The organism is Sporichthya polymorpha DSM 43042 (assembly GCF_000384115.1).
Classification (GTDB): Bacteria; Actinomycetota; Actinomycetes; order Sporichthyales; family Sporichthyaceae; genus Sporichthya; species Sporichthya polymorpha.
Window position 1 is genome coordinate 1,001,827 of record NZ_KB913029.1, and the last position, 14,512, is coordinate 1,016,338.

Annotated in this window: 14 protein-coding genes; 13 read left to right on the forward strand and 1 reads right to left on the reverse strand. The window is 70.7% G+C overall.

What is annotated here, in order from left to right; genetic code table 11:
• Positions 1-64: 64 nt before the first annotated feature.
• The 13 genes from SPOPO_RS0104940 to SPOPO_RS0105000 all read left to right on the forward strand — a co-directional run bounded on the left by SPOPO_RS0104940 (position 65) and on the right by SPOPO_RS0105000 (position 12,783).
• Positions 65-1,804: a PEP-utilizing enzyme gene (locus tag SPOPO_RS0104940; RefSeq protein WP_019873676.1), complete on the forward strand. Its 1,740-nt coding sequence runs from the start codon at positions 65-67 to the stop codon at positions 1,802-1,804.
• The gene (locus SPOPO_RS0104945) at positions 1,804-3,024 is read left to right on the forward strand and encodes an Rv3169 family protein (protein ID WP_019873677.1); all 1,221 of its coding nucleotides are present in this window, start codon (positions 1,804-1,806) and stop codon (positions 3,022-3,024) included. The genes SPOPO_RS0104940 and SPOPO_RS0104945 overlap by 1 nt, the downstream gene beginning before the upstream one ends.
• The gene (locus SPOPO_RS32400; protein WP_020629227.1) at positions 3,021-3,515 is read left to right on the forward strand and encodes a PaaI family thioesterase; all 495 of its coding nucleotides are present in this window, start codon (positions 3,021-3,023) and stop codon (positions 3,513-3,515) included. The genes SPOPO_RS0104945 and SPOPO_RS32400 overlap by 4 nt, the downstream gene beginning before the upstream one ends.
• Positions 3,512-4,945 (forward strand): FAD-dependent oxidoreductase, encoded by a 1,434-nt coding sequence (locus SPOPO_RS0104955; protein WP_019873679.1) that lies wholly within the window; start codon positions 3,512-3,514, stop codon positions 4,943-4,945. Before SPOPO_RS32400 ends, SPOPO_RS0104955 begins: the two co-directional genes overlap by 4 nt.
• Positions 4,945-5,325 carry a nuclear transport factor 2 family protein gene (locus tag SPOPO_RS0104960; protein ID WP_019873680.1) on the forward strand — a complete coding sequence of 127 codons (381 nt, stop codon included), beginning with the start codon at positions 4,945-4,947 and terminating at the stop codon, positions 5,323-5,325. The genes SPOPO_RS0104955 and SPOPO_RS0104960 overlap by 1 nt, the downstream gene beginning before the upstream one ends.
• On the forward strand, positions 5,322-6,827 hold the full coding sequence (locus tag SPOPO_RS0104965) for an AMP-binding protein (RefSeq protein WP_019873681.1): 1,506 nt from the start codon (positions 5,322-5,324) through the stop codon (positions 6,825-6,827). The genes SPOPO_RS0104960 and SPOPO_RS0104965 overlap by 4 nt, the downstream gene beginning before the upstream one ends.
• Before the next feature lie 37 nt (positions 6,828-6,864).
• Positions 6,865-7,704 (forward strand): M23 family metallopeptidase, encoded by an 840-nt coding sequence (locus tag SPOPO_RS27805; protein WP_019873682.1) that lies wholly within the window; start codon positions 6,865-6,867, stop codon positions 7,702-7,704.
• A gap of 16 nt (positions 7,705-7,720) precedes the next feature.
• Complete coding sequence (locus tag SPOPO_RS0104975) at positions 7,721-8,344, forward strand: class I SAM-dependent methyltransferase (protein WP_019873683.1); 624 nt, start codon at positions 7,721-7,723, stop codon at positions 8,342-8,344.
• A 192-nt stretch (positions 8,345-8,536) separates the two neighbouring features.
• Positions 8,537-9,838, forward strand: a complete 1,302-nt coding sequence (locus SPOPO_RS0104980) for a peptidase associated/transthyretin-like domain-containing protein (RefSeq protein WP_019873684.1) — start codon at positions 8,537-8,539, stop codon at positions 9,836-9,838.
• Positions 9,835-10,494: a hypothetical protein gene (locus tag SPOPO_RS0104985; RefSeq protein WP_156869571.1), complete on the forward strand. Its 660-nt coding sequence runs from the start codon at positions 9,835-9,837 to the stop codon at positions 10,492-10,494. Before SPOPO_RS0104980 ends, SPOPO_RS0104985 begins: the two co-directional genes overlap by 4 nt.
• Positions 10,495-10,732: 238 nt before the next feature.
• Positions 10,733-11,359 carry a hypothetical protein gene (locus SPOPO_RS34180; RefSeq protein WP_156869573.1) on the forward strand — a complete coding sequence of 209 codons (627 nt, stop codon included), beginning with the start codon at positions 10,733-10,735 and terminating at the stop codon, positions 11,357-11,359.
• Between the two features lie 36 nt (positions 11,360-11,395).
• Positions 11,396-12,100, forward strand: coding sequence for a hypothetical protein (locus SPOPO_RS0104995; protein WP_019873687.1), 705 nt, complete (start codon positions 11,396-11,398; stop codon positions 12,098-12,100).
• 23 nt (positions 12,101-12,123) lie between these two features.
• Positions 12,124-12,783: a hypothetical protein gene (locus tag SPOPO_RS0105000; RefSeq protein ID WP_019873688.1), complete on the forward strand. Its 660-nt coding sequence runs from the start codon at positions 12,124-12,126 to the stop codon at positions 12,781-12,783.
• A gap of 120 nt (positions 12,784-12,903) precedes the next feature.
• On the opposite strand, the gene SPOPO_RS0105005 is transcribed toward SPOPO_RS0105000, so the two are convergent.
• Entirely contained in the window at positions 12,904-14,484 is a 1,581-nt protein-coding gene (locus SPOPO_RS0105005) for a PEP-utilizing enzyme (RefSeq protein WP_019873689.1), read from the reverse strand.
• Between the last annotated feature and the right edge of the window lie 28 nt (positions 14,485-14,512).

Consider the following 14,512-nt stretch of genomic DNA (forward strand, 5'->3'; position numbering starts at 1 on the left):
GGCCTGGCGGAAAAAGCACGAGTGCTCAATGATATATCCCTAGACTAATTTTCCGGGAGGAACCGTGGTCGACATCGCGCAACCCTGGGTCGTCGACAGCCCCCTCAGCACCCGGTTCCCGGTCTACACCCGCGCCAACGCGGGCGAGGTGAGCCCGACGGTCGCGACACCACTGTTCTGGTCGCAGATCGGCGGCCCGCCGGCCGAGCAGGTGTGGAAGCGGGTTCTCGCGGACTTCGGCGCCTTCGACCTCGACGAGTTCCGCGCCGACGCCATCGACATCCAGGGGATGCTGCACGGCTACGTCTACCTGAACCTGTCGAACCTGCGGGTGTTCGGCGCGCGTATGCCCGGCGCCTCGCCCGAGCTGATGGACCGCACCTACCTCGGCGAGCGTCCCGACGTCCCGCCCTACGAACCGCACCCGGACGACGCGAAGCCCGAGTACACCGAGCGGATCCTCGCGACCGTCGACCGTGTCTTCGCGACCGAGCACCGCGACGACCTCGTCGAACTCGCGGCCGAGGCCGAGCGCATCCGCGGCGCCCGGCCGGACTACTCCGCGCTCTCCGACGCCGACCTCGTCGCGCTCCAGCGCGAGCGGATGCAGCAGTACCGACCGTTCCTCTACGCGCACCTGATGCTGGTCTACGAGGGGTCGCTGGTCACGGGTCTGCTCGAGACGACGCTGGCGCCCCTCGGCGACCCGACCCTGGTCGCGCGGGTGCTCTGCGGCCTGGGGAACATCGCCTCGGCGGCGCCGTCGGCGGCGTTGTGGCGCCTGTCGCGCCTGGTCACGCGCTCCCCCGCGCTGACCGCCGCGTTCGACGCCGGGCTCGACGGCGTGCTCGACCGCATCGCTGCCCTCGACGACCAAGCCGCGACGGAGTTCCGCGCGGGCTGGGAGCAGTTCCTCCACGACTTCGGCTCGCGCTCGGCGATGGAGTGGGAGGCGATGCCGCAGACGTGGGAGACGCATCCGCAGATCCCGCTCGGGCTCCTGGAGCGGATGCGCCTGCAGCCCGACGACCGCGACCCCGAGGCCCAGTCCCGTCGGCTCGCGGCCGAGCGCGAGGCGCTGACCGCGGACCTGCGCGCGAAGCTCGCCGACCAGCCCGAAGCCCTCGGCGCACTGGAGCTGGCGCTGCGCCTGTCCGGCGTCTTCATGCCGGCGCGGGAGCTGTCGAAGTCCAACCTGATCCGGGTGCTCCACGAGGCGCGCCTCCCGATCCGGGCGCTCGCGCAGCGGTACGTGGAGTCCGGCCTCTTTCACCGACCGGAGGACATCACGATGCTCCGCGAGGACGAGCTCGACGCGTTCGTCGCCGACCCGGCGTCGATGGTGCCGACGATCCAGGAGCGATGGGCCTGGCACGCCGCGCTCTCCGAGCGGGAGCCGCCGTACATCGTGACGGCGGGCGAGGTCCCGCCGGTGACGTCGTGGCCGTTGCGCTCGGAGCCGAACGTCGTGCCGGCGCGCTCGGGCGATGCGCTCACCGGCCTGCCCGCCTGCCCGGGCGTCGCGACCGGCCGGGCGCGGATCATCACCGACCCCGCCGACTGCGGCGACCTCGAGCCCGGCGAGATCCTCGTCGCCCCGATGACCGACCCGGGCTGGACGCCGTTGTTCACCTCTGCCGAGGCGGTCGTGGTCGACATCGGCTCGACGATGTCGCACGCTGCGATCGTGTCCCGTGAGCTCGGGATCCCCTGCGTGCTCGGGGTGCAGCACGCCTCGGTGCGGATCCCCAATGGCGCCCAGCTGACCGTCGACGGCACCGCCGGGATCGTGACGGTGCACTGATGGCCGACGTCTCGCAGTCGGGCATCCCGCTCTCCCCCTACGACGAGCTGCCGGTCCATCAGACGACGCGGCCGCTGTCGGTGGTGGCGAACACCGACCCCGGCTTCGACGACGGCTACTTCTTCGGCGCCTTCTGCGCCGAGCTGTCGACGTTCCTGTTCTGCGGCCTGCGCGTGAACCCGAACACCGATCTCGTCGGCGGGTACGTCGGCCTGAACCGGAACGGGCGGCAGCGCACGGTGCGGTTCTCCCGGACCTGGCGCGAGCTCTGCGACACCCGCATCGGGCCGTTCGGGTTCCGCATCGTCGAGCCGTACCGCGAGATCGTCCTGACGCTGGATCAGAATGCGTCCGGCCTGGCGATGGAGCTGCACTGGCTCGGCCTCTCCCCCGCCTACACCGAGGCCCATCACCTCGCGACCCACCGCGGCCGGCCGACCACCGACCAGACCCGCTACGTCCAGGCCGGAACGGTGGCGGGCTGGATCTCCCTCGACGACGAGCGGATCGAGGTCGAGCCCCGCCGTTGGTGGGGCAGCCGCGACCACGCGTGGGGGCTGTACTTCGAGCGTCCGCCGCTCGCGCCGGACGGCCGATGGCTCCCGCCCCGGGCCGCGGAGGGTGTCCCGCGCGCCCTGCGGTTCTGGACGCTGTTCGGCGCGACCGGCGACGACGGCACCACGCTGTCCGGGTTCTACGCGATCCACGAGGACCCGGACGGCCGCCAGGTCCCGATGAACGACACCTTCGGCACGCCGTTCGAGGGCCGGTTCGCGGTCGGCTGGGACGACGAGGTCGTCGACCTGGTCGCCGGGCGGCACGAGCTCACCTTCGTCCCCGGCACGCGGCTGATCGCCGCCGCGCGCATCGTGCTCACCGACGCCGCGGACGGGGAATGGGTGCAGACGGTACGGCCCGCGGGCCCGCCGTGGGTGACGTCGACGATCGGCTACCAGGCCGGCAGCTGGCGGGACGGGGGGTCGATGCGGACCTACCACGGCCCGGGGGTCAGTCTGGAGTTCGACGAGTTCGACTTCTCCGTCCAACCCGTCGACCACGAGCTCTACGACGGCACGAAGCAGCCCGGCCTGATCGGGAAGGAGTACGTCTCGGAGGTTGTCACCACCGCCCCCGACGGGCGCACCTGGACCGGCGCCGGCCACACCGAGCTGTTCCTGGACGGCCGCTTCTCCCCCTACGGATTCGAAAGCCAGGCATGACAGATCAGACGCTGGAACCCCTCGCCCCCGAGATCGACCACCTGACCAACCGCCCCGGCCCGGAGGCACCCTCCGCGGAGTGGGCGGAGTGGGCCAACGGCACCGCCCAGCTGCGCGGCCTCGGCATCGCCTGCACGGCGGCCGGGGTCGGGTCCGGGGAGTTCACCGTCGAGACGGTCCCCTACCCGCCGAACCCCAACGGGTCGGTGAACGGTGGGATGCTCTCGGCGATCGCGGACCAGGTGATGGGCGTGCTCACCGCGATGGCGTGCCCGCCCGGGTACCTCGCGGCCACCGCGTCGCTGCACATCCAGTTCCACCGGCCCGCCTACGCCCCGCTCGACGTGCGCGGGCAGCTGCTGCCGGGCGGAAGTCGCGTCAAGTTCGTGGAGGTCGTTCTCCGCGACCGGACGGGCGAGCACTGCGCGACGGCACAAGGCACGATGATCGTCGGCGGCGCCGCCCGCCCGGAGTCAGGAGAGAGCCGATGACCGACGTCTCGCCCGATGTCGACGTCCTCGTCGTGGGGTCCGGCGCGGCCGGGCTGTGCGCGGCGCTGGCCGCGGTCGAGCACGGCGCGCACCGGGTGCTGGTCGCGGAGGGTTCACCGGAGGTCGGAGGCTCCTCACGGCTCTCGGGCGGAATCGTGATGGGCAGCCGCAGCGGCGTCCAGCACGCGAACGAGATCTACGAGGACGAGGACGCCCTCTTCCACGACTACCGCTCGCTGATGCGGTGGGACGTCACCGCCGGGCCGGTCCGGAAGTTCGCCCGCCGGTCGGGCGAGACGATCGACTGGCTGGCCGCCCACGGCGTTCCGTTCTTCGATCGACTGATCTTCGGCGGCGAGGAGCGGGCGCCGCGCTCCCACGCCGTCGACGGAGGCGGGCAGGCGCTGATCGACGCGCTGCACCGGGCCGCGACGGCCCGTCAGATCGACATCGCGCTCGGGCAGCGGGTGGACCGCCTGCTCGTGGAGGACGGTCGCGTCGTCGGCGTCGCCGTCGGGGACGACGAGATCACCGCCGGCGCCGTCGTCCTCGCGACCGGCGGGTTCGGGGCCGCGCCGGAGAAGATCGCGGAGCTGTTCCCGTCCGCGTGGGACCCCGAGCGGACCTGGTACATCGGGCACGACGGCGCCCGCGGCGACGCGCTCGACCTCGCGGGCGCGCTCGGCGCGCAGGTGACCGGCCACGACCGCGGGCTGCGCACGCTCGGCCCGGGCGGCACGTTCGTCAACGAGGCCCTGCTGCCGGGGTGGGTCGTGCTGCTCGACCCGAATGGCCACCGCTTCGCCGACGAGACCGCGCCGTACGGGATCCTCGACAACGCGGTGCGCGCGCACGGCAACCGGTGCGTCGCGTTCCTCGACGCCGCGGCGTTGCAGCCACCCGCCGAGCTCGCCGACCGCTACCGCGACGCCTACAAGCAGGTGTGGCCGAACCACGCCCCGTTCTCCCCGCGGCACTACAAGACCGAGATGATCGAGTTCCTGCTCGGCCAGAAAACCGCGTTCGTCGCCGACGACCTCGCCTCGCTCGCCGTCGAGGTGGGGCTGGACCCGACCGCCGTGGTCGGCGAGATCGACCGCTACAACGGTTTCGCCGACGCGGGCACCGACGCCGACCACGGCAAGGCGGGCAAGTTCCTGCTGCCGCTGCGGACTCCGCCGTTCTACGCGGTGCCGCTGTACCCGATCACGGTGAACCTCACCGGGGCCGGGTTGCGCATCGACGACTGCGCGCGCGTGATCGGCGCGGACGGGCGCCCCGTGCCCGGACTGTTCGCGGCCGGAGAATGTGTCGGCGGCCTGCTCGGGCCGCTCTACATGGGCAGTGGCAACTCGCTCGGCCTCGCGACCGGCGTCGGCCGGATCGCGGGCGAGGAGGCCGCGGCCCTGGCGACGGGAGCTGCTCACTGATGACGTACGCAAGCCTTCCCCCGGCGATCGTCGGGTTCCTCGCGGCATTGGAGCGCCGGGACCTCGACGGCGTCCTCGACCACTTCACCGCCGACGCGACCTACGCCTACGCGATGCCGCTGCCGGCCCTGGAGGGCCGGGAGGCGATCGGCGCGATGTTCGGCAAGCTCCTCGTCGAGGCCGAGGCCGTGCGCTGGGACATCGTCGGGTACACCGTCGATGGCGACCGGGTCTGGACCGAGCGCGTCGACCGCTTCACCTTCGCCGGTCGTGAGGTGCCGATCGAGGTCGCCGGGATCTTCGAGCTGGCGGGCGAGAAGATCCGCGCCGTGCGCGACTACGTCGACATGGCCACCTGGCGGGAGCGGAAGGACGCATGACGTTCGCCGCCCGCCTCGCGGCCGAGCGCCCCGACGAGGTCGCTCTCCGGGCGCCCGACGGGGACTGGACCTGGGCCCAGGCCGACGCCGCCCTGCGGCCGATGGTGAACGGGCTGCTCTCCGCGCGGTACCGCCCGACCCGGCGGGTCGCGGTCTACGCCGAGAACAGCGGGCGGACCCTGCTCCACTACGCGGCCGCGACCCTGGCCGGGTGCTCGGCGGTGGCGGTCAACTTTCACCTCACGCCCGAGGAGACCGCGTACATTCTGACGCACAGTCAGACCGATCTGCTCATCGTGGACGACGTCACCGCGGAGCGTGGGATGACCGCCGCCCGGCTGGCGGGCGTGCCCGCGGTCGTGGGCGGCTCCGGGGCGGTCACCGGCGTCATCTCGCTCGCGCAGGCGGCCGCGTTCGCCGGGGACGACGAGCCGCCGACGACGCAGGAACCCCGCCCGACGATGGTCTACACGTCGGGCACCACGGGCACCCCGAAGGGCGTCGAGCTGCCGCTGACGTCGTGGGTCGGTGGGGCGAACATCGACGAGCACCTCGAGCGGCTCGCACAGAACTCGATGGTCGCGCACGGGCGGCACCTCGTCGTCGGGCCGATGTACCACTCGGGGCCGATCACCGGCACGCGCCTGTTCCTCGGCGGGACGCCCGTCACGGTGCTCGGCCGGTTCGACGCCGAGAAGTTCCTCGCGACGATCGAGCGCGACCGCATCGGGTCCTCGATCGTCGTGCCCACGCACCTGCAGCGGGTGATGGCGCTGCCGCCCGAGGCGCGCGACCGGTACGACCTGACGTCGCTGAAGTTCCTGCTTCAGGTCGGCGCGAAGTTCCCCGAGCCGGACAAGCGCGCGACGATCGAGTGGCTGACGTCGCGCGGGCTGCCCGACGTGCTCTGGGAGTCGTACGGCGCGTCCGAGGTCGGGACGACCTGCATGATCAGCGCCGCCGAGTGGCTCGAGCGGCCGGGCTCCGTGGGCCGGGCGATCCCGCCGTTCGAGGCGAGCATCCTCGACGACGACGACAAACCGGTGCCCCCCGGGACCGAGGGACGGTTGTTCTTCCGCGCGCCGGCCGGTCACGGGCTGCGGTACGTCGACGGGCCGGGCACCGGGGACGGCGAGCCCTTCACCCTCGGCGAGATCGGCGTGATGGACGACGAGGGGTACGTCTGGATCACCGACCGCGCCTCGGACATGGTCGTCTCCGGGGGCGTGAACATCTACCCGGCCGAGTCCGAGAAGGTCCTGCTCGACCACGAGGCCGTGGCCGAGGTCGCGTGCATCGGCGTCCCGCACCCGGACCTCGGCGAGGCGCTGCACGCGGTGGTCGTCGCGACCGGCGCGGTGACCGCGGAGGACCTGCTCGACTACTGCCGCGAGCGGTTGACGCTCTACAAGTGCCCGCGCACGGTGGAGTTCGTCGACGCCTTGCCGCGCACGCCCGTCGGCAAGCTGGACAAGAAGGCGTTGCGGGCCGCTCGCCGATAGGTGTTTGCATCCGACCCCGTCGTGTCAGGGGTTAAGGATGTCGACGACCACGCGAATCCGCCCCGGCCCCTGGTGGGCCGTCGACGTCGCGCGGCTGCGCATCCCGCTCGCGGCGTTCGCGATCGTGGCGATGCTGCTCGACGCCGTCGTGGGCCTGCCGTTGCCGCGGTTCACCAGCCTCGCCCTCGTGCTGGCGGCGCTGGCGCTGTACTTCCGCGGGGGCCGGGTCCACGCGACCCCGACGCTGCTCGACGCCCCGGTGACCGGCCGGTGGTTCGCGGTGAACAGTCCCGCGGACAAGGTGCCGAGCCACGGGCTGCACGCGTACGGCCAGACCTACGCCGTCGACCTGATCAACCAGCCGACCGGCGAGTGGAAGCTCGATCTGGGCTGGCGCGGCCCTCACACCCGGTCGCCCGCGGAGTACCCGGGCTTCGGGGCGCCGGTGCTCGCCCCCGCCGACGGGGTCGTGGTGCGGGCCAAGAACTCCCAGCGCGACCACGGGGCGCGGACCTCGTGGCCCGGCGTCCTGCTGATGACCGCCGAGGGTGCGCTGATGGAGGCGACGGGGCGGATTCTCGGCAACCACGTCGTGATCGACATCGGTGACGGTCGGTACGTGGCGCTCGCGCATCTTCGCCGCGGGTCGGTGACGGTGCGTCGGGGCGACTCGGTGCAGGCCGGTCAGCAGATCGGCGAGTGCGGGAACTCGGGCAACTCCAGCGAGCCGCACCTGCACGTTCAGGTCATGGACGCGCCCAGCATCTTCTTCGGCGCGGGCCTGCCGATGCGCTTCCGCGGAATGGTCACCGAGACCGGCGACGAGGTCGACGTCCCCTCGAACGAACAGGCGGTGCTGGCGAGTCCCGTCCACTGACGGCAGGGTGTGCTCCATGAAGGAGCACCGGATCTTCGCCGCGTTCTACGACCGCATCATCGCGTCCGTCGAGAAGAAGGTGCTCGGCCGCCGCCGCCGCGCACTGCTCGGCCCCCTGACGGGCCGTGTGCTCGACGTCGGAGCGGGGACGGGCGTGAACATCCCGTACTTCGAGGCGGCGTCCCGGGTCGTGCTCGCCGAGCCCGACGGCGCGATGCGGGCGAAGCTGAACGCCAGGCTCGGCCAGGCCGCGGTGCCGGTCGAGGTCTCCGACGCCCCGGCGGAGAACCTTCCGTTCCCCGACGCCTCCTTCGACGCGGTGGTCTGCACGCTGGTGCTGTGCACCGTTGCCGACCCGGAGCGCGCGCTGTCCGAGATCCACCGTGTGCTCGTCCCGGGCGGGACCCTCGTGGTGCTCGAGCACGTCGCGGCCCCCGCGGACGCTCGGTTGCACCGCTGGCAGCACCGCATCGGCCCGGTCTGGACCAAACTCGCCGCCGGCTGCGTCCTCACCCGCGACACCGCTGCGTCGGTCGAGAAGGCGGGGTTCACGTTCACCTCCCTCGACCGACTCCGCGAGCTCCCCGGCTGGATGCCCATCAGCCCGATGATCTCCGGCGTCGCCACGAAGCCGCTGTAGTACGCGCTTCACTCGCTGGGAGCAGCCCTCACTCGCTCGGTCGGGCGAGTGAGGCCTGGCTGCGGCGAGTGAAGCGAAGATCGGCTTCCCAAGAAGTTGCTGAGGAAGCGTGACAATTCGGACATCCCGCCGATAGCTTTCACCTCCGCCGGTCGGGGGGCCGGTGGTTGTGAGATCCGGGGGGATCCTGCTGTGAAGCTGCGTGCACGCAAGTCCGTCGTCAGTACCGTCACCGCCTCGCTCGCGCTGGTCCTCGCCGGACCGGCCCTGACGGCGAACGCTTCCGCGGAAGCGTCCTCGGCCGTCACCGGCGCCGCACTGCTCCGGTTCCCGGAGTTCGCGGGCCTCACCGACAGCCGGGCCCTTCAGGACCCGCTGATGCTGCAGGGCCGTCTGACCGACGTCGCCGGCAAGGCCCTCGGCGGGGCGCAGGTCCTGATGGCCGCGTGGCCCTCGAACGACGCCGTCGCGAAGCTCCCGGTCGGCGGGTCGTTCTCCGTCGTCCCCGTCGCCCGCACCGTCGCCGGCCAGGACGGCTCGTACCAGTTGCGGTCGCTCGTCACCCCGCTGCTGACGTCCCTCACCGGCCGCGACGGCCTCGACGTCGAGCTCGACGTCTTCCACGGCGGCCGTCACTACGTCTACCTGACCCAGCTCAAGTCCGTCGGCGGCACGACCTGGATCCACGACTTCGTCCGCGGCGTCGACGGCCAGGCCTCCGAGCTCCGCTCCTCCGCCACCAACGCCCTCGACCTCAGCTTCGATCCCGCCCAGGGCGAGAAGCTCGGCAAGGACCTAGGACGCGGTCTTAGCCTGCGGACCGGCAACGAGCCAATCCCCGGCGGCCCGGCGTGCGGGAAGTACACGGTCTTCTCGACCGTGACGGCGTGGACGTTGGCGGCCACAACGGTCGCCCGCAACAAGACGCGGGCGCTGACGACCTACACCGAGGACGCCTCGACCTCAACGAGCACCGGCTTCAGCATCGGTGGCGCCGGCGAGTTCAAAATCAACGGAGCTCGCTCCCGTACGTCCGAGTCCGGGGCCAGCTGGAGCCTCAATGCCAAGAAGAACCAGACGCTGACCCGAGACTACTTCGTGAAAGTCGAGCACGACACGCTCGAGCGGAAGTGCTTCGGAAACAAGTACGGCGAGTACCGCCACCAGTACGTCACCAGTCCGAGCCGCATCCGCCCCGGGTTCGACAACGCGCCGTCCCGGTACCCCGCGTGGAACTGCCAGGAAGATGACGGGCGAACTGAACGTGCGCACGCCGACGATGTGTGGACCAAGACAACGAAAGCGGCCACGCACGATCAGGCGTTCACGTTCTTCCCGTTCGACGGAGCTTCCTTCACAGGACGTGCCTTGAGCGGCTACAGCCAGAACGTCAAGGTGTACTTCAAGTTCACCAACGAGAACGATGGCCTGTGGTGTGGTCACGCCGGCTTGCCCAACGCACCGGGTCAGCGTGTGCAAGGCTTGCTATCGTGACCCAGTTCTGGGGATTCCTCCGGTCGCGTCCTGCGCTCGCAGTCACGGTGGCCGTCGGCCTGGTTGGCGCCTCCGCGGCCGGATTCGCGATCACGCGGAAGAGCACCGGCGCAGGTTCCCTGGAAGCGGCCGAGCCGGAGTCCGGATACTCCTTGACCCTCGACGAATCGCAGCGAACCTTCACCCTGAGCTCGCTGCACATCCGGGAGCCCGGTAAGCAGATTCGCATCCTCGAAGTCTCGGCACTCTCGTCACCGAACCTGCAGTACAGCGGAGCGGTCGTGGTCTGGCCACGTGATCACGCACGGCAGGCTCTCGCGATTGGACCCGGGTTTCCGGCACCCGAACTGAAGATTCACCACGCTTTGAGCGAGGCCGTACCGCCATCAGAGACGAACGTGGCTCCGCTGCCGGGGGTCACCTTGCCACCGCCCCTCGCGATCGCTGCCGGCTTCCGAGTGACATCCGGCGACCTGGGCGCCGTGAACGGCATTCGCGTCGTCTACACCGCGGACGGCGAGAAGATCATCAAGGACTTTCGGCAGAGCGTCATCGTCTGCGTGAAGCCGCGCTCCTGCGCAACGCCTGACGGCGAAGACCCCGCACAACGCCATGAGGCGATTCTCAACCAGTTCGGCCTGCTGCCCAAGGATTGATGGAAGATCCATCACTTTCGATTCGGGGGGATCGGATGATCAGCACTCATCGGACTGCCGGAACCGGTGGGCTCGGGTGGGTGCCAGGGCTGAGCGCGCTCCTGGTCCTCAGCGATCAGGTGAAGTGGACATTCTTCTTCACCAAGAAGCGCGCAGGTTGGTGCGGTCTGACCGGGGGTCCGCTGGCGAACGGCCAGATCGTGCAAGGCTTCCACGCGGAACCTCAGGCGGATCGCCGATGACAGAGTTGCCGCCCCTTCGTCTTCGAATCGCGGCGCTCTCGCTGGCGCTCGCTCTGACCGGTGCAGTGGCCGGCTGCGGTGGCGAAGACGCGTTCAAGCCGGATCGGCCCACCACCACGGCAGTGGGAAGTTTCGGGATCACTGCCGAACAGCGGAACTTCCACCTGAGCTTTCGGATCGAAAGGGCTGGATCCGAGATTCGCGTGTTGGATGTTCAGGCACTGACTGGCCCGAACGTGGAGTTCCTCGGTGCCGTCACCGTGTGGCCGAAGGACCTGCCCGGCAAGAACATGGGCTTCGGGCCGAAGTACCCACCGCCGGACGCCAAAGCGGTACACCCGCTCAGCGAGGTCATCCCAGCCGCCGAGACCCAGGTTGTACCGAAGCCGTTCGACGGGCCGCCTCCGGTCTACGTGGTGACCGGGTTCCGGCTCGTCAGTGGCGACGTCGGCGCGATGAACGGGGTCCGGGTCACCTACGAGGCGGACGGCAAGAAGGAAACCGACACCTGGACCGTGGCAGCGATCGCCTGCCGCAAAACCTGCAAGGGACCGAACGGCTCCGACGACCCCAACTTCCAGAAGCGTGTGCTCTCGGAAGCCGGTCTGTTGCCGAAGGACTGAGCCCGTCACATTCGTACGTCGATTCGGGGGGATCGAATGAACACGCTCGTCGGAATGCCGGAGCCCGCGGTCACCAACGCCGTCGAACCCACGCCGGCCCAGCTATGGCGAGACCGATGGCTCTGGCCGCTGGGGCAAGCTGTCATTGTCCTGGCCGTCTTCGCCATCACCGTGTCGGTCACGTTGTGGACCCAGCGCGACACCTCGTTCGACCTCGGCGACATGCCGCAACGTGTCGAGACCAGAGTTCCCGTCGACGCCAAGGGCGACTTCACCTACGGGATGATGTACATCGACGAGCCCGGCAAGAACGTACGCATCCTCAGCGTCAATGCGTTGACCTCGTCCAACGTGCAGTTCCTCGGCGCCTCCACGATCTGGCCTCGCACCATCCCCTACGGCATGCAGGGCCGGGGTCCCGGCTACCCGATGAAGCACGCGATCGAGCTGCACCCCGCGAGCGAGCCGATTCCCGCTTCCGAGACCGCGTTCATCGACCGGGAGGAGCGAAGCTCGCCGGACCCCATCACCGTCCTGGCCGGCTTCCGACTCCTCTCCGGTGACATCGGCGCCTTCAGCGGCGTGCAGCTTGTGTACTCCGCGGACGGGAAGATCGTGCGTCAGGTCTACGACTACGCGGCGTTCCTCTGCCACAAGCGCGAGCATTGCCAGCCTCCCGAAGGGATCGGCCACTTCGACTGGACCGAGAACACGCTCCGCGGCTTCGGCCTCGTCCACTGACCCGGCGATCGAGGAGACCAAACGTGTACTACGACTCCCAGTGGGACGCGCCGGCGTGGTTGAACCGCCGACTCGGCTGGATCGTCACCGGCGTGATCACCGCGCTGTTTCTCGTCGTCGGGTCGTCCTGGGCCTGGGCCCAGACGCGACCCGAGCCGTTCCGGGTCGACACGCCTCAGATCGGGGCCGCGGGCGTGGCGATGGACCGCAACCAGGTGTTCCACATCGGCTTCGACTACGTGAAGGCAACGGGGAAGTCGTTCCAGCTCCTGGATGCGCAGGCGATCACGTCCACGAACGTCGAATTCCTCGGAGCGGTCGCCGCACTGGCGCAGGACGGCGCGACCGGCGTGGGCGTCGGCCCCGCCTTCCCACCGAAGGAGGTCAAGGCGACCTTCCCGATCGGAACCACGATCCCGGACACCGCCACCGACTACACACCTCGCGGCTGGGCCGAACCCGCGCGAGTGTCCCTGATCGCCGGCTTCCGTCTGACGCACGGTGAGATCGGCGGCGTCAACGGCATCCGCGTCGTCTATGCAGTCGATGGCAAGCGCCACACCGCCATCGCCCGACATGCGGCGATCGTCTGCTCGAACGGCTGCAAGCCGTACCTGGATGCGGACGACGACTGGGAGCACAACGCCCTCCGCGTCCTCGGCCTGCTCCCGGCCGAGGACTGATCCCCCACCCAGCGACAGGGTTGCAACAGCTGAGGCGGTTCCGAGCCGTCGGGTCGCCTCATACGTTGCAACCCTGTCGCTCACTGGGGCGGGGGCCGAGGTGGCGGGGCTCGACCCGCGTCAGGCCCGCTCGAGGACGGTGACGGTGCCGGCGGTGCCGTCGACGCGGACGAGGTCGCCGGTGCGGAGGTCGCGGGTGCCGGTGCGGGTGTTGACGACGCACGGGAGGCCGAGCTCCCGGGCGACGACGGCGGCGTGGGAAAGGGCACTGCCGATGTCGACGACGAGCGCGGAGGACAGGAACATCACGGAGGACCACGAGGGGTCGGTCGTCGGGGACACCAGGATCTCGTCGGGCTCGACGGCGTCGAAGTCGGGCGTCAGCAGCACGCGCACACGGCCCTCGACCACGCCGGCGCTCGCGCCGATCCCGCTGACCACGTCGGCCGCGGTGTCGGAGGCCGGAATCGGGACCGGGGTCCCCTTCCAGCTGCCCGGCAGGACCAGCTGCTGGTACTCGGCCCGGCGGGCACGGCGCAGCGACACCAGCTCCTTCGCCTCCGGCGGCGGGCCGAGCATCAGCTCACGCCACGTCAGGTAGAAGGCGTCGTCGGGGTCGGCGAGCAGACCGTCCTTCGCCAGCAGCTCCCCCAGCCGCCGGGCGGCGGCGCGGGTGCCGTCGATCCCCTGCAGAAACGAGCGCTTGCCGACGCCACGCATCGGGATCCGCTTCGCGGCCAGGTCCAGTACCGCGGCGACGCCGGGACGCTGCCACCGCGGCACCGCCGCCAGCACCTCCGCCCGAGCCGCTCGCTCGGACTCGGCGCGCCGCCGTTCGATCTGCGTCGGCGACGCCGACTCCGGCTCGTCGGCGTACCGGGAGACCAGGGCTACCAGCGGGCTGCAGTCCTCACGCCACACCCGGGACGAGATCTCGCCCTCCGCCGGGCCGTGAAAGCCGTGACGGGCAGTGACCTGATCCAGCGTCAGCTTTCCCCGCGACGCACGCCAGAGATCAGACACGACCGCCATCTCCGCCCCACCGGACCCGGACAGCGCACCGACGTCGCCCACCCCCACCCGGCGGACCAGCGCCGTCAGCAGGTCGTACACCGGCGACACGCAGGTCATCAGGCAGAGCGTGTGCAGCGTCAGGGTGCGGCCGAACCACTGCATCCCGATCCGCAGGCCGGCGACGGCCTCCCCACGGTCCCAGCTCGCCGACGCCGCCGTCTGCGCCGCCCACCACGCATCGGCCTCGACCGCGAGACGCCGCACCCGGGCCGGCGTCGCGAGCGCAACGGCGGGCAACCTCGCCGCGACCGCCGGGTACTGCGCCCGGGTCGGGGCGAACTCGAGGTCGTCCGGGACGCGTCCGAAGATCCCCGCGGCGACCTGCTGCCCCGACGTGCCCGGCATGCGGTCCCCGACCGTGGCGAGGAACTGCACCTGCATGGCCATGCGGCCGCAGAAGACGCGGACGATGCGGTCGTGGACGTCGTCAGGTGCCGCCCGCTCGCCGGCGGTCAGCGCCCCCGCGCGGAACAACGCCTCCCGCGCCGCCCGCTCGCCCACGTGGCCCCACACCGACCATCCCAGCGGGGACAGCACACCCGGCGCGGCCTCGCCCATGTTGTCGGTCGACCACCACAGCGATTCCGCGGTCGGGTCGTTCAGGGTGTCCCAGGGCTCGCCGCTCATGGACGCATTGTCTGGACTGGATGTCCGG

Excerpts from the sequence above, each read along its gene's own strand:
- SPOPO_RS0104945 (WP_019873677.1), top strand. The coding sequence starts at position 1,804 with ATGGCCGACGTCTCGCAGTCGGGCATCCCGCTCTCCCCCTACGACGAG.
- SPOPO_RS32400 (WP_020629227.1), top strand. The coding sequence starts at position 3,021 with ATGACAGATCAGACGCTGGAACCCCTCGCCCCCGAGATCGACCACCTG.
- SPOPO_RS0104955 (WP_019873679.1), top strand. The coding sequence starts at position 3,512 with ATGACCGACGTCTCGCCCGATGTCGACGTCCTCGTCGTGGGGTCCGGC.
- SPOPO_RS0104960 (WP_019873680.1), top strand. The coding sequence starts at position 4,945 with ATGACGTACGCAAGCCTTCCCCCGGCGATCGTCGGGTTCCTCGCGGCA.
- SPOPO_RS0104965 (WP_019873681.1), top strand. The coding sequence starts at position 5,322 with ATGACGTTCGCCGCCCGCCTCGCGGCCGAGCGCCCCGACGAGGTCGCT.
- SPOPO_RS27805 (WP_019873682.1), top strand. The coding sequence starts at position 6,865 with ATGTCGACGACCACGCGAATCCGCCCCGGCCCCTGGTGGGCCGTCGAC.
- SPOPO_RS0104975 (WP_019873683.1), top strand. The coding sequence starts at position 7,721 with ATGAAGGAGCACCGGATCTTCGCCGCGTTCTACGACCGCATCATCGCG.
- SPOPO_RS34180 (WP_156869573.1), top strand. The coding sequence starts at position 10,733 with ATGACAGAGTTGCCGCCCCTTCGTCTTCGAATCGCGGCGCTCTCGCTG.
- SPOPO_RS0104995 (WP_019873687.1), top strand. The coding sequence starts at position 11,396 with ATGAACACGCTCGTCGGAATGCCGGAGCCCGCGGTCACCAACGCCGTC.
- SPOPO_RS0105005 (WP_019873689.1), bottom strand. The coding sequence starts at position 14,484 with ATGAGCGGCGAGCCCTGGGACACCCTGAACGACCCGACCGCGGAATCG.